The sequence below is a fragment of the Pedobacter planticolens genome, from assembly GCF_014172375.1.
GTDB lineage: Bacteria > Bacteroidota > Bacteroidia > Sphingobacteriales > Sphingobacteriaceae > Pedobacter > Pedobacter planticolens.
In genome coordinates, this window is record NZ_WNXD01000002.1 from 1,473,369 (window position 1) to 1,488,963 (window position 15,595).

General features: G+C 36.6%; 14 protein-coding genes. 9 read left to right on the forward strand and 5 right to left on the reverse strand.

The window, feature by feature from the left end:
* Positions 1-15: 15 nt before the first annotated feature.
* Positions 16-1,248, reverse strand: coding sequence for a tyrosine-type recombinase/integrase (locus tag GM921_RS15220; RefSeq protein WP_182923488.1), 1,233 nt, complete (start codon positions 1,246-1,248; stop codon positions 16-18).
* Positions 1,249-1,555: 307 nt separating this feature from the next.
* A complete protein-coding gene (locus GM921_RS15225; RefSeq protein ID WP_182923489.1) occupies positions 1,556-2,452 on the reverse strand; it encodes a helix-turn-helix domain-containing protein in 897 nt (298 codons plus the stop codon).
* A 160-nt stretch (positions 2,453-2,612) separates the two neighbouring features.
* Here GM921_RS15225 and GM921_RS15230 point away from each other — a divergent pair, with 160 nt between their 5' ends.
* The 9 genes from GM921_RS15230 (at position 2,613) to GM921_RS15270 (ending at position 11,738) form a co-directional block, all read left to right on the forward strand.
* Entirely contained in the window at positions 2,613-2,984 is a 372-nt protein-coding gene (locus GM921_RS15230; RefSeq protein ID WP_182923490.1) for a nuclear transport factor 2 family protein, read from the forward strand.
* 11 nt (positions 2,985-2,995) lie between these two features.
* Complete coding sequence (locus tag GM921_RS15235; protein ID WP_182923491.1) at positions 2,996-3,847, forward strand: aldo/keto reductase; 852 nt, start codon at positions 2,996-2,998, stop codon at positions 3,845-3,847.
* Between the two features lie 20 nt (positions 3,848-3,867).
* Positions 3,868-4,851, forward strand: a complete 984-nt coding sequence (locus tag GM921_RS15240) for an aldo/keto reductase (protein ID WP_182923492.1) — start codon at positions 3,868-3,870, stop codon at positions 4,849-4,851.
* A gap of 91 nt (positions 4,852-4,942) precedes the next feature.
* Positions 4,943-6,013, forward strand: a complete 1,071-nt coding sequence (locus tag GM921_RS15245) for an alpha/beta hydrolase (protein ID WP_182923493.1) — start codon at positions 4,943-4,945, stop codon at positions 6,011-6,013.
* Positions 6,014-6,020: 7 nt separating this feature from the next.
* Positions 6,021-6,761: a carboxymuconolactone decarboxylase family protein gene (locus GM921_RS15250; RefSeq protein WP_182923494.1), complete on the forward strand. Its 741-nt coding sequence runs from the start codon at positions 6,021-6,023 to the stop codon at positions 6,759-6,761.
* Between the two features lie 23 nt (positions 6,762-6,784).
* Positions 6,785-7,846: an alpha/beta hydrolase gene (locus GM921_RS15255; protein WP_182923495.1), complete on the forward strand. Its 1,062-nt coding sequence runs from the start codon at positions 6,785-6,787 to the stop codon at positions 7,844-7,846.
* A 3-nt stretch (positions 7,847-7,849) separates the two neighbouring features.
* Complete coding sequence (locus GM921_RS15260; protein WP_182923496.1) at positions 7,850-8,326, forward strand: cupin domain-containing protein; 477 nt, start codon at positions 7,850-7,852, stop codon at positions 8,324-8,326.
* Between the two features lie 336 nt (positions 8,327-8,662).
* The gene (locus GM921_RS15265) at positions 8,663-10,051 is read left to right on the forward strand and encodes a chloride channel protein (protein WP_182923497.1); all 1,389 of its coding nucleotides are present in this window, start codon (positions 8,663-8,665) and stop codon (positions 10,049-10,051) included.
* Between the two features lie 421 nt (positions 10,052-10,472).
* Positions 10,473-11,738, forward strand: coding sequence for an Hsp70 family protein (locus tag GM921_RS15270; protein ID WP_182923498.1), 1,266 nt, complete (start codon positions 10,473-10,475; stop codon positions 11,736-11,738).
* Between the two features lie 24 nt (positions 11,739-11,762).
* On the opposite strand, the gene GM921_RS15275 is transcribed toward GM921_RS15270, so the two are convergent.
* The 3 genes from GM921_RS15275 to GM921_RS15285 all read right to left on the reverse strand — a co-directional run bounded on the left by GM921_RS15275 (position 11,763) and on the right by GM921_RS15285 (position 15,573).
* Positions 11,763-12,506 (reverse strand): hypothetical protein, encoded by a 744-nt coding sequence (locus GM921_RS15275; protein WP_182923499.1) that lies wholly within the window; start codon positions 12,504-12,506, stop codon positions 11,763-11,765.
* 53 nt (positions 12,507-12,559) lie between these two features.
* Positions 12,560-13,687, reverse strand: coding sequence for an MFS transporter (locus GM921_RS15280; RefSeq protein WP_202985666.1), 1,128 nt, complete (start codon positions 13,685-13,687; stop codon positions 12,560-12,562).
* Between the two features lie 113 nt (positions 13,688-13,800).
* Positions 13,801-15,573, reverse strand: a complete 1,773-nt coding sequence (locus tag GM921_RS15285; protein ID WP_182923501.1) for an SGNH/GDSL hydrolase family protein — start codon at positions 15,571-15,573, stop codon at positions 13,801-13,803.
* Positions 15,574-15,595: the final 22 nt, after the last annotated feature.

Here is a 15,595-nt window from a genome sequence, read left to right on the forward strand (position 1 = left end):
TCTATTTTTCGAATACTAAATAAAGTCCAGCAATTTTTCTGCAACTTCCTTCTTGATCTTGCTCTCAAAACCTGCCCAGTACTTCTGTGTAGTGGCTAGGGTCGTATGTCCAAGTGCCTCCTGTGCAAACTCCAGGCCAACCTCCCTTGCAACTATGGTGGTAAATGAATGACGGGCGTACATTGTGCCAAGGTTAAATGAAAGACCGGCCATCTTGGCCAGTTTCCGCATGTGCTGATTTACATACCTGATAAAGTTCTGGTTGGCACGGTGCCTCTCCTCGGGAGGCATTCCCTGTTGAAGTATGGGGAAGACATAATCGTTGTCATCTCCATCCCTCTTGCCATATTTTGCGATGATCCTTTCCACCCCGGCAGTGATCGGAACCACGATTGGGGTAGGGTCTTCCTTTGTCGTGTTCAGGGTCTTATGCCTCAGGAACGAGAAATAGGTGTCTGTAAGGTTCTTGCACCTCAGTTCTGCAATGTCCCTGAAGTTCATCCCATTGCACTGGTAGCTAAAGAACCAGAAATCCCTTGCCTTTATTATGTTCTCATCCTGGACCTCCATGGTGTAAAGCAGTTTGAGCACATCCTTTTCAATATTCTTTTTGATGTTCTTGCCCGTTGGGATCCTGTATTTTTTGAAGGGGTAGACATCTGGATCGATATCCCCGTTGGCAATTGCTGTATTGAACAGCTTCCTGAGTGGCCTCAGGTATATGCCAATGGAACTCCTGCTCATGTTCATTTCCAGTGCCCAACGTTCATATTTATGGAGGAACTCAGGTGTTATTACGTCAAACCCAAGTTTTTCAACTCCTTTCTTCCTGCCCTGGTTAACATACCTGAGAATTGAACTTAAACTGCACTTATAACTTGAGGCCGTGCCGATGCGGTCGAGGCACTGAAGTTCCGAAATATAATCCTTGTAATATTCAATGACGTTGTTGGACATCGGCTTATTCCTGAATAGGGCCTTTTCAAATTTCGCAAACGTGAAAGACCGCACGAACTCTATTGCCTCCATTGCCTTTGATTCAATTGCCTTGATCTTTAGTAGTAGCTCCCTGAACCGTCCCCTAGGAGAAGGGTTTATATAGGCCTTTTCAAAATCTTCAACGGAGGCCGATAAGCCAGTTTCATACATCTTTGCCTTTCCAAAATAAACACGTAGCTTTATTGGGAACCGTCCATCGTCCAGTGCCCTTCTGGTATCATGGTAAATAGAAATCGATGCTTTTTTCATATCTCAAAAAATTTAATGTCTTCGGAATATTTGCACAAAATTTGCACGGAAATTTTAACAACAACCCAAAAAATCGTATGGTCAAAGATAAAAAATAAAATTGTAAATACCTGATAAACAGAATACTTATAGATAAATATAGATATCACAAAGTATGCTTGGAGCGCTGTTAATCAGAGGGTCGCTGGTTCGAGCCCAGCAGAGGGAGCAATAACAAGAACAAGCCTTACCATGCCCGGTAAGGCTTTCTTGTTTTTAGAGATTTCCCTTATTTTCTGCTTGAAAGGGATCAGTGAGGGATTTAATTTCAATTCAACGATCGATACTCATTAGGAGAAATCCCAACATGCTGTTTAAATGAACGGCTAAAATGTTGTGGATATTTGAAACCCAATTCATAAGCAATCTCGCTAACCGATTTTCTTGTATCAAATATTTTCTCTTTGGCAATATCCATTAATTTCAAATGAATATATTCTTGTGCCGATTTTCCCGTGTCTTTTTTAATCAAATCGCCAAAGTAGTTCGAAGATAAATTAAGTTGCTCGGCGCAATAACTAACAGAGGGTAAACCAATAGTTTGTGGTTTATCAGATTGGAAATACTCATTAATCAAGGTTTCAAATCTTTCTACAACACCTTTGTGTACCGTTTCTCTGGTAATAAATTGCCTATCGTAAAAACGAACACAATAATTAAGGAACAATTCAATATTTGCTACAATTAATGTTTTACTGTGTTTATCAATGGAATGAGTTAATTCAAATTGAATTTTTGAAAAACAATCTAATATAATTTTTCGCTCTGCTTCAGATAAGTGTAACGCCTCAAAAACATCGTAAGAAAAAAAAGTATAGTCATTAATATGGCGGCCTAATGCAGTACCATGAATTAAATCGGAATGAAAAATAAGTGCATGTCCTTGTGGTTGATAATATTCTCCATTGTTTTCTATGCCAATCACCTGTCCTGGCGCAACAAAAACTAAAGTTCCTTCTTCGTAATCGTAATAATTACAGCCATAACGTAAATCGCCACATTTAATATCCTTTAAAAAAACGGTATAAAATCCATAACTCATTCTGCTATTCTTTCTCGGCGTTGCTTTTGAAAGATCGACCACACTTACCAAAGGATGCAGCGTTTCATTGTTATTAAATGCATTGTATTGAGCAATGGTATCAAACCTTACTATATTTTCCATACTATTCGTTTTACTAAAGTAAAGGTAAGCCATCAAATCCTTTTTTTATTACCAGCTCGTGCAAATCAGTAATAATGGTAGGTAATCCTGTAATTGGTATAACAACTGATACAGAAATAGATAAGACATTTGTATCAGTGAATGATTACAAAAAGAACAAATGGAAAACACTACAAATTCAGTTGAAGAAATTTTAGAACTATCGCTAGAAAAATTCAGATGGAAAACAACTGGACAAATAGATAATGTAGCAAACTTATTTGATGATGAATTGGTTTTTGTCCATATCACTGGTCATGTAACTAACAAAACCGAATGGATTAATCAGTTGAAAACGAAAAGCTTTGTATATAATAAAATTGACCCACAAGAACATAAAGCCGAAGTATATGGCGATACTGCTGTATTGGTAGGCAAGGGTTGGTTTACTGTTAACGAAGGTAGCGTTTATAAGTTAGTTTACACAGAAGTTTACACGAAGAAAAATGCAGAATGGAAACTCGTTAATCTTCACACTACATCATATTATTAAACAATAACAAAATGGAAAATATAAAATTAAATAACGGTATAGAAATGCCCATTTTAGGGTTTGGTGTCTTCCAAATCACAAATGCCGAAGAATGCGAACAAAGCGTAGTTGATGCTATAAATGTAGGTTATCGTTCACTCGATACGGCTTCTTCATATTTAAATGAAGTTTCGGTAGGTAATGCCATTAAAAAAAGCGGTGTTGCAAGGGAAGAGCTTTTTATTACAACCAAACTATGGGTTCAGGATGCTGGTTACGAAAGCACTAAAAAAGCTTTTCAGAAATCCTTGGACAGATTACAATTAGATTATCTAGACTTATACCTTATTCATCAACCTTATGGAGATGTTTATGGCTCTTGGAGAGCGATGGAAGAATTGTATGCCGAAGGAAAAGTTAAGGCTATAGGTGTAGCTAATTTTCATCCCGATAGGTTAATAGATTTAATATTGCACAATAAAATTATCCCTGCGGTAAATCAAATCGAAACACATCCTTTTCATCAACAAATCGAAACACAAAAATTTTTGCAAGACAATAATGTGCAGATTGAAAGTTGGGGGCCATTTGCAGAAGGGAAAAATGATATTTTTAAAAATGAATTGTTGTTTGCTATTGGAGAAAAATACAACAAGAGCGTGGCACAAGTTATTCTTCGCTGGTTAACACAACGTGGGATAATTGTAATCCCGAAATCCGTTAAAAAAGAAAGGATGGCAGAGAATTTCAACATTTTCGATTTCAATCTTTCAGAAGATGATTTGAAAACCATTTCAACGTTAGACACTAACCAAAGTTTGTTTTTCGACCATCGAAACCCTGAAATGGTAAAATGGTTGAGTGGCAGAAAACTAGATATTTAAAATATAATATATCATAAGATATGAAAACAAGAACATTAGGAAATAGCGGATTAGAAGTTTCCGCATTAGGATTAGGTTGCATGGGGTTAACCTTTGGTTATGGACCAGCAACAGATGAAAAGGAAGCCATTAACTTAATTAGAAATGCTTATGAATTAGGTGTAACATTTTTTGATACTGCCGAAGCATACAGCCAAGGAGGTAATGAAACCTTGTTAGGCAAAGCAGTTCAGCCGTTTAGGGATAAAATAGTGATTGCTACCAAGTTCGGGTTTTTAGATGGCGATGCAACCAAAGGTGTAGATAGTCGCCCAGAAAGAATTAGGCAAGTAGTTGAAAATTCATTGCGGTTTTTAAATACAGATTACATCGACCTTTTTTACCAACATCGTGTTGATCCAAATGTACCTATAGAAGATGTTGCTGGAACCATTCAGGATTTAATAAAAGAAGGTAAAATCAAACATTGGGGATTATCAGAAGCTGGAGTAGAAACCATCCGCAAAGCACACGCTGTACAACCTGTTGCTGCATTACAAAGTGAATATTCTCTATTTTTTCGTGAACCAGAGAAAGAAATTATTCCAACACTCGAAGAGTTAGGAATTGGATTTGTTCCTTTTAGCCCATTAGGTAAAGGGTTTTTAACTGGAGCGATAAATGAAAACACACAGTTTGATAAAGATGATTTCAGAAATAGTGTACCCCGTTTTTCTGAAGAAAACAGAAAGGCTAACCAAGCATTAGTAGACTTATTAAAAAACATTGCTACCGAAAAAGAAGCTACGCCAGCACAAATTGCTTTAGCTTGGTTATTAGCTCAAAAACCTTGGATTGTACCCATTCCAGGAACAACAAAACTGCATCGATTAGCAGAAAATGTGGGCGGAGCCGATGTTCATTTGAGTAATAAAGATTTAGAAAATATTAAAGCAGCACTTGCAACTATTGAAATCGTAGGAGAAAGATATCCAGCGCATTTACAAGCAAGAGTTGGTAAATAATTGTATATGAAATCGTCATGATTTTTCAAAATCACCCAGTAACAGTGAAAAATCATGACAGCTTCATCACCCTAAAAACAAAACTTAACAGATGAAAAAGAAAATCACAAGCTATTGGAGTGCTATATGCTTATTAATCATGCTCTCCTCATCGCTTTATGCACAAAAAACAACCAATCAGAAACCTTTGATTATTAAAGAGCAAGGTGCATTTTCTGCTGGTGGTACGGTGGTTAAAAGCGAAGGTACATTCGACCCGCTAAAACCTTGGAATGTTCAGCAAGGTGGACAAACACGACACGGAGATCACGCTGATGTATTTTATCAAATCCCAGCAAAAGCAAAGCATCTCTCAATGGTTTTCCTACATGGCTACGGACAATCTAAACGTAGCTGGCAAACCACAGCCGATGGCAGAGAAGGTTTTTCTGATATCTTTTTAAGAAAAGGTTATGGAGTATATTTAGTTGATCAACCCGGACGCGGTGCTGCTGGGCAAACTACAAAACCTACACAAATTACGTCAATACCAGATGATCAAACTTGGTTTACACAATTTCGAATTGGCTTGTATCCAAATTTCAATAATGGTGTTCAGTTTCCGAAAGACAGTTTATCTATGGATAATTTTTTCCGAATGATGACCCCGAATACTGGAAATGTAGACGAAGTAACCATTGTGAATGCCATGTCTGCAGTGTTTGACAAATCTGGAGAGGGCATACTCTTTACGCATTCTGCAGGTGGTTCGCCTGGCTGGAAAACTGCCATCAAAAATAATCGCGTGAAAGCAATTGTTGCCATTGAACCAGGGGGATTTGCTTTTCCGGAAGGAGAAGTGCCAGAAGGCAATCGAGGAGGAAAAGGTTTGCCGTTAAATGAGTTTATGAAGCTAACTAAAATTCCAATCGTTGTTTATTTCGGCGATTTTATTCCAAAGGAAGAAGCTAATGCGGCCTCATTAAACTTTTGGCGCAATGTACTTGCCACAGCTCGTCAGTGGGCCAAGGTAGTAAATGCCCATGGTGGCGATGTTACCATTGTTCATTTACCAGAAATAGGCATTAAAGGAAATACGCATTTTGTCATGTCAGATTTAAACAATAAAGAGGTAGCTGATGTACTAACAAAATGGTTAAAGGAAAAGGGATTAGATAAATAGAAACGATATGAAACAAATAAGAGTTTTTGGTTTTATACTAATAATGATAAGTGTTTCGTTAGTGGTAGGCTCTACAAATGCACAGCAAATGAAAATATTAGATCAAACTTTAAGTATAAAGGAAAAAAGTATCATTACCATTTCTTCGCTTACCGCGATTGGCAATTTGCCCAAACTAAAAATTGCCTTAAATAAGGGATTGGAGGCAGGTTTAACCATTAATGAAATTAAAGAGATAGTAGTGCACACCTATGCGTATTGTGGTTTTCCGCGTAGCATTCGTGGTCTACAAACTTTTATAGAAGTGCTCGAAGAACGCAAAGCCAAAGGAATTAATGATGTTATTGGAACTGATGCATCGCCTATTGCTAACAACACCAATAAATATGAGCGTGGCAAGAAAATTTTAGGCGAATTAACCAAAACGCCGCAACCCGACAAACTTTCGGGCTATTCGGCATTTGCACCAACCATGGATGCCTTTTTAAAAGAACATTTATTTGCTGATATTTTCGAAAGAGATGTGTTAACCTATGCACAAAGAGAACTAGTAACCATTTCTGTAATCAGTGCCATTGGCTATGCAGAACCAATGCTACAAAGCCATTTATCCATTTCATTAAATCTTGGTATCACACCCAATCAACTGAAAGAGTTTGCTGCAATTATCCAAGAAACCGTTGGAGAGGAAAAAGCTAAAGCAGCACAACAAGTTTTAAGCAAAGTTCTCGAAAACCGTAAATCTTAATGAAGCACTTTAAATAATAAAGAATGAGAAAAGTAACTTTAATAACCGCATTAACGCTATCAATGGCATCAATTGATACAGTAAAAGGACAAACTACAGAAAAGATAAATCTACAAAATCCCTATACTTTAGTGTACGATGGCGCCATTACCGAAAATGTGGCTGGAAAGGTAAACATCCACCCCGAAACGTATAAAATTAACGAACTAATCATTGCTTCCAATGTTTACACACCACCCAATTATGATCCAGCTAAAAAATATCCAGCTATCGTAATAGCCCATCCAAATGGAGGTGTAAAAGAACAGGTGGCAGGTTTGTATGCTCAACGCTTAGCAGAACAAGGATACATTACCATTACAGCAGATGCAGCTTATCAAGGAGCAAGCGATGGCTTTCCACGTAATGTAGATAAACCTGCTAACCGTATTGAAGATATTCATTCTATGGCCGATTTCATTTCTCACTATGCAGGTGTTGATGCCACAAGACTTGGTTTATTAGGTATTTGCGGCGGTGGAGGTTATGCTGTAAAAGCTGCCCAATCAGATAAACGATTTAAATCAATTGCTACATTAAGCATGTTTAATTCTGGAGAGGTGAGACGTAATGGTTTTCAGAATTCAGCACTTAACACCATACAAGAACGATTAAAAACAGCGTCAGATGCGAGAGCGCAAGAAGCTGCAGGTGGTGAAGTGATATATGCAGGTACAGCCAATCCAACAGATGAAGAAATTGCCAAAATTCCAACCGATTTATACCGTGAAGGATATGCATATTATTATAGAACTTACACGCACCCAAATTCAACCTTTAAATATACCATGAGTAGCCTGCTCGACTTAATGACTTGGGATGCTGCTACCAATATGGATTTAATTAACCAACCATTATTAATGATTGCAGGTAGCAAAGCCGATACCTATTATATGACAGAAGAGGCTTTTGCAAAAGCAACAAATGCAAAAAACAAAGAATTATTTCTTATTAATGGCGCCACCCATATACAAACCTATTGGAAACCCGAATATGTTTCACAAGCGGTAAATAAATTAGTAGCTTTCTATCAAACTAACCTTTAAAAGATGAATTTTAAAACCATAGTTTGCCTATGTTTTATAGGAATGCTTACCATTTCGTGCAACAAGCAAGAAGAAACAACAAAACAAAGCTCAATCATTTTTTCGCAGGGCGAAAAAATTACAAGCACCAATTTCAAAGGAACGTCATATTTACAAATGCTTATCAATGCTGACAGCTTAAACCAAACATCGGTAGGCAATGTAACTTTTGAACCTGGAGCCAGAACAAAGTGGCATTCGCACCCTGCTGGTCAAATTTTATTAGTAACCAATGGCGTTGGCTACTATCAGGAAAAAGGTCAAACTAAAAAGATACTACACAAAGGTGATGCAATAAAATGCCCACCAAATGTTATACATTGGCATGGAGCAAGTGCTGATCATTCTTTTGTTCAATTAGCAGTTACCGGAAGAGAGAAAGGCGAAACAGTTTGGCTAAATGAGGTAACCGATGAAGAATACAACAGTACTCACAATTAAAAAACGATGTAGGTTGCCGTTTCGTAATTGATATGGCTTCGTTAAAAGAGTAGCTTGAAAATAATTTCATGAAACTTATTCGTTATTCTAAATCATTTTCACCAATCCTTAAAATTTTAATAAGATCATTAAGCAGGTCTGTGGAAAAGTAAATAGGCTCGAAAGTAGGTTGAAAGCCTTACAGAAATGTAAGGCTTTTTTGTTTTAAGGGGGTTTTCAAACCATTGAGTAAAGAGGATCAAAACATTTTTTCATATTAAGGAGAGTATCTTTAAGAAAAATTAAAAAAACATTTCTGTAATTTGCCTTGCGCTCGCTAAACTTCTACTGAAACCCATGTCGCAATCCAAAAAAATAATATCGGTCATTCGCCAGCAACTCAAAAAATCATTTGATCGCATCGGTAACGAACGATTTAAAAAAAACCTTTTGCAGGCGATACCTTTTTGGATTGCCTCAATGATAGCTGGATTAGCAGCAGTTGCCTATGCTAAGCTGTTCATCATGGCAGAGGAAGTTGCACTTTGGGTCTTCAACTATAATATTTGGTTACTCTTTGCACTAACACCAGTCTGTTTTGTACTTGCCTGGTTATTAGTTTGGAAATTTGCACCTTATGCTAAAGGCAGCGGTATTCCTCAAGTAATGGCGGGGATAGCGATTTCAGCTCCAAAAACAGGCGGTATTGTTGCTAAGCTACTTAGCCTTAAGGTTATGGTTGTAAAAGTGCTATCAAGTTTGATAATGGCAATGGGAGGAGGCGCAATTGGGAGAGAAGGCCCCACAATTCAAATCTCCGCCTCTATATTTCGTTCGGTAAACTCAATGTTACCACACTGGTGGCCAAAGGTAGCAAAGAGGAATATGATTGTAACAGGTGCTGCAGCTGGATTAGCCGCGGCATTCAATACACCACTTGGTGGAATTGTATTTGCAATTGAGGAGCTCACTAAAACACACTTCAGTTTTTTCAAGACCGCTATTTTTTCATCTGTAATCATTGCTGGATTAACTGCCCAAGCTATACTAGGACCATATCTCTATTTAGGTTATCCGAAAGTTGATAACACTTCAAATTATATTTTCTTTGGAGTACTGATAGTTGCACTCATTTCTGGGCTATTGGGAAGTTTGATGGGAAAATTAATTTTGGTAGTACTTAGATGGAAAGCAAGATTGAAATCGGTACGTGCCAATATGGTTTATGTAGTATGTTGTGCAATTATACTTGTAACGCTTGCTATACTTTTCGGAGCAAATGCATTAGGTTCAGGTAAACAAGTTATGGAAACCGTATTGTTCACCTCAGATCGTCATGCACATTGGTATGTTCCAATTATAAGAATATGTAGCTCAATGGTATCTTTTACAACTGGAGCTGCTGGAGGAATTTTTGCTCCTGCACTTGCAGCAGGCGCTTCGGTGGGTTCTGTCATCGCTGGTTGGTTCAACCTATCAGAAACAAATACCAATCTTTTAATATTGGCAGGAATGGTAGGCTTTTTAACAGGAGTAACTCGTTCTCCATTTACATCGGCAATTTTAGTCTTAGAAATGACCAACCGTCAGACTGCTATATTTAGCTTAATCCTAGCAGGGATGGTGGCCAGTCTGGTATCTATGCTGATAGATAAGCACTCATTATATGATCATCTAAAAATACAGTATATCAAAGAACTTGAGGAAGTTGATAGAGAAGAGAAGAAGGATTTAGTTTTAAAATAAACATTACAAGTTTAAACATCTAAATATTTCTCATTGTTATTATTGCTTTAGCTTAAAATAAGCATTCGCTTTTTTGTTATAATCTTCATAATTATATCGTAAAAGCAGGCTAAATAGTTGCCTTTTGCCGTGGACTTGCTCTGGGTTAGTTCGGAGTTAGTTCGGGGTTGGGTCGGGGTTGGTTCGGACTTGTGACAATTGTATCCGAACTAACCCCGACTTAAGTGCGAATGAAGTATGGGTTAACACTTAACCTTGTATAAAGTTGTTAGCAGAACTAGGTAACATTACCTTATTAGTTGTTGTAACTTCTTTTAAACAGTAGGGTAAATGCCAATCTTAACATTCCATTTCTTTTTGATGCTAATTTTTAATACTTTCGCCGCCCCACTAAAATTTAATTGTTTTATCCTCCCTCCAAATGAAAAAATTTTTATACGGAATTGACTTTGGCACTACTAATTCGGCATTGGCTATTTTTGATGAGGATTCAAAAGAAATCCACGATACTATCATTATTCCTTCATTAATTTATTTTTATCATCAGCTCAATGCAAGTAAGGATAAAAATTACGTGGTGGGTGAGGAAGCCATTGAAGCCTACCTAAAGGATGGGATGAAAGGACGTTTTATTAAATCTATCAAACAGATTTTATCTAGGAGTAGTTTTACAGAAACTCGAATTCATAATAAGAGATATAGTGCTTCAGATCTTGTGGCAATTATTTTAAAAGAGCTTAAAAGCAGGGCCGATGAATTGATAGGTCAAGATTGTAAAAGAGCGGTTATTGGGAGGCCTGTATTTTTTAATGATGATAATGTACAGAAAGATACTTTAGCCCAAAACAGACTTGATAAAGCAGCCGAGATTGCTGGTTTCACAAATGTTCGCTTTCAGTTTGAACCTATTGGTGCAGCTTTTGCCTATGAGAAAACATTGGTAAAAAAGGAAAAGGTATTGGTAGCGGATCTTGGTGGTGGTACAACAGACTTTACGTACTTAGTGCTTGATCCAGAAAAAGTAGGAAGTAAAGACAGGAAGAATGATATGATGGCTACAGGAGGTATTTACGTAGGTGGTGATAGTTTCGATTCGGCATTTATGTGGGAAAAAGGAACACCATATTTTGGTAAGCATACTACCTATGAAGCAACCCAAGGTAAAATGTTAACTGTGCCAAAGTCGCTTTTTGTAAATATTTGCTCTTGGGAACAAATGAATTTTTTTAATGGACAGCGCATTAAAAAAGATATTGAAAATTACTATTACTATTCGAGAAACGACCCTAAATTTAAAAACCTAATTACACTGATTGAAAATAATTTAGGCTACTCCGTATTTCAAGCAATTGAAAAAACTAAGATTGAATTATCTAATGCAGAATTTTCAAACTTTAGCTACCATAAAATGGATATCCAAATTGACGAAGAAATCTCATTGGCAAGCTATGAGCAAATTATTAAAAAAGATGTAGATCGCATTTCGGCTTATCTTAATGAATTTATGTTACAGAACAACATTGAAGTAAAAGATATTGATAGTCTTTTTTTAACGGGAGGTACTTCTATGGTTAGTAGCATTCAGCAGCTGTTTAAAGAAAAATTTCCGCACCTAAAACTAAACTCTGGCGATAACTTTAAAAGCGTTGCCAAAGGCCTAGCCTATAGCGGTTATCTTTTTGATTAATGATTACACTCTTATTGTTATTCGCTATTTATTCATCCAATGCCATGAACCGAACTTTTCAGGGTTAAAGAAATCTGGATTTAAATCTACATTGATTTTAAAATCGTGGTATTCTTCTGTTTGTACGAGTTTACCATTCACAAATATCTTAACATTTCCCTCATGCCATATTTTGCCAATTTTCTGATGATCCTCAAACTGGCATTCTAAACGGGATTTCTCATTTTGTTGAGTCATCCTTACTAAATAGTGATTTTTTGCATCGTACCATAATTGGCTTTTTGTTGTATCAGTACTTGCTACCCCAATAATATTAACTTCTTTTCCTTTCCAAATACCTTTAAAACCTTTACTCATATCAAAACCATCCTTAGTTAGCTTTTGGTTAACCTGCTCTAGGGTTTCAAAATACATACCTCCCAACAGGTAGACTAAAATATTTGGATTAACTGCAGGTTTAAGTTTTTTAGACTGTCTGAAATTATAAGTAGTGTCGCCTCTATAAATTACAGCATTTCCATCTTTAGGATCTCCAAAATCAATACGGAATAAATTAGGGAAAATCCCTGCCTCATACCAAGTTTGACTTCTGGTAAGTGTGTCGGCTTTATAAAAACCAGTTTTTTGATTAAATGTGATAGTTTTTGGCCATTGTCCATAAAACTGATGGTGGATTTCCTTAAACTTTGGGTTGATTTGAGCAAATGCTGAAGTAGCTAATGCAAATAAGATAACAAAGCAGCTCTTCGTTTTTAGATTTAATTTCATCACGTACATATTTAATACAAGGTAAGATTGTTTATCTTAATAACTGAAAACAATTAATCGCTTTTTCGCAGTGCGATTAACCCTAAGATAGGCCCTAACGCTAATAACATATAAATGTATTGTTCATTTGTTTCGCTTATTAAAGCATCAATTAGCTGAATGCTAATAATAGTAATAGCAAAGCCAATACAATTAACAATAGTTAAAGAAGAACCTTTGTATTCTGCTACAGCATTTTGAGCCACCAAAGTAGAAAGCAGAGGAGAATCTGCAATAACTGCCATCCCCCAAATAAACATAAATAGCATAAAAACAATTGCCGAACCATTTAATACAAACAATGGAGAAGTTAAACAACATGCACAGGATAAACCCAAAGAAAGAGTAGCAACTTTTTTTACACCAAATTTAGTTGAAATCATTCCGCCAATTACACAAGCAATGCCTCCAACAGCAATAATTAAAAAAGAAAAAAGCGGAACATTAAACACATCATTCGGATGTTGATTATTATAGGCTATCAAAATAACAGGAACAAAAACCCAAAAGGCATAGAGTTCCCACATGTGTCCAAAATACCCAAAAGCAACAGCCCGAAACTTTTTATTACTAAATCCCTTTATAAATACGCTTAAACTTAAGGTTTGTCTAATAGCTCTATAAGGTCCATCGGCAACAAAAATAAGTATGGCAAAACCTCCAATTAGAGAAAGTAAAGAAGTGCAAAACACAATGTAATGCCAAGGTATTCCATTTATGCTCTTTAAGAAATGAGGAAAAGCAGTTCCAAAAACTAATGCCCCAACTAAAAACCCTAACGATTTACCTAACCCTTTTTGAAAGTGATCTGCCGCTATTTTCATACCCACTGGGTAAATGCCAGCTAAAAAGAAACCAGTAATAAACCTAACACCCATTAATTGAGTAACAGTTATACCATTAAAACTTACACACAGATTTGTTAACGCAGCAACAACAGCACAAATAAAGAAAATTTTAGAAGGAGAAAAACGATCTGAAATACTTAACAAAGCAAATACTAAGGTGCCAATAATAAAACCGAACTGAACGGCACTAGTAAGGTGAGCCAAATAGGAAGATGGAAAATGTAACTGTTTAACCAAATCGCTTATAATCGCATTACCTGCAAACCATAAGGAAGTGCAGAAGAATTGTGCCAACACAATTATGGGTAAAATTATTTTCTTTGGCTGTGAGATGGTCAAGTGCATAATAGAGATTACAAGATAAAGATATTATGTTTATTTATGCCCAACACGTCGTATTACCGTAACTATTTTAACCTTGTTGCAATAAACGCACCCAGCTTTTCATAACCTTGTTCATTAGGATGTAAACCATCAGTAAACAAAGCTTCATCAATCTTTTTATCTGTTTTCAAAAACAATTTTCCAGCATCTGCAAATAGAGTATTCTTACTCATATTAGTCTTAGCAAGCAATTTATTAAGGCTTGCAACCCTGTCTTCCATGGCTCTTCTTGGCAAAATACCTAATAGTATAATTTTTGCACCTGGCTGTTTTTCATGGATTGCATTTACTAAAAACTGTAATCCAGTTACAATGTCCTCATCTTTGTTTAACTGTAAATTGTTTGTGCCTATCATCAGTACAATATGTGATGGTGAAATACCATCCAGTTCATTATGATACACACGCCACAAAACATTTTCAATCCTATCCCACCCAAAGCCAAAATTTGCGGCTTGTTTTGGTTCAAAATATTTCTGCCAAGAGGTTTCACCGCGGCGAATAGGGGCCTTTGGTTCGCCACTCCAATAATTGGTAATAGAATTTCCTAAAAAAATAACTTGGGGTTGATGCGTTTTGTTATAAGCAAGTACGGCATTGTGCCTAGTCTCCCAATTATATGTGCTGGCATCACGACCTTGCGTTACCGGGATGGTTGTTGTGTTATCACCAATAGGTTCCTTTAGTATTTTTGACAATGCTTTTTCATAGGCGTCTGCGTAGCGCATCATACCAGCATCATTGGGGTGAGTACCGTCAACCATTGTTTCAATGTCCTGGTTAATTTCTTTTTTCGATAAAAGGAATACATTTTTTATACCCGTCGCTGAAAGCGAATCAAGTACTTCTCTTAAAGCAGTATTGACATCCTGATATTGTTTCTTTTTGTCCAAATTTATCCCATCGTCTGTATAGCCGTCATGCTCAGTAAATAGAATTGGGGTTGATGGTCGTTTTTCCTGCAATTGTTTAATAGAAGATACAATCCGCTTTTTTAACTCACCCGTGGCGATATATTGAGGTGCTGTTAAATTGGGCAAACAATCTAGTACATAAACTCTAGCATCAATCTCAGTCAACAAATCAATCAACTCTTTTTCCAGTCTGCCATTTCCCGAAAAACCAAGGTTAATTACTGTTCTATCCAACTTCCTACCTAAAATATTGGTCCACGCCAAACCAGGTCTAGAAGCACATGCACCCTGTGCAATCGAAGTTCCATAAACAACAATTGGCTTTTCTTTTCTTACAGACAAGGGTATAAATTCAGCCTCTTTCGGCACACTAATTTGCATCCATTTTACCGAATTATATAAAGGCAAGTACATGGTATATTGAAGATTTTTCACATAATCATCCTTCGATTTTAATCCTTTGAAACGATAAACAACCGTATCACCGAATGAATATTGACCAGACGCCCAAAGCCATTTGCCATCACTATTTTTAGCGTACAAATCAATACCACTAACACCAGTTGCAGGCATGTGCGGCATTTGTTTACCTCCGCTCACAACATATTTTATAATAATTTCATCAGCATTAGTTTTAAAACGAAGGTTAAGGCCAGCGCTATTTTTACTTAAATCCCAAACATCTTTACGAACAGTTTTCTCTGCTCTTTCTGGCAAACGATCATAATAATCTTTAACTTCTTTAGGCCAAGCTTGGGCGCCCAATACTTGTAAGCTATCAGTAGCAGGGTTCCATGTTTTAAATTCGCGTTTGGTCTGAGTAAAGCCTACTTGAAAAGAAATTACAATAAAAGCGATGGTTATTAATAGTCTATTTTTCATTTGAGATTAAATTAAGGAAGTA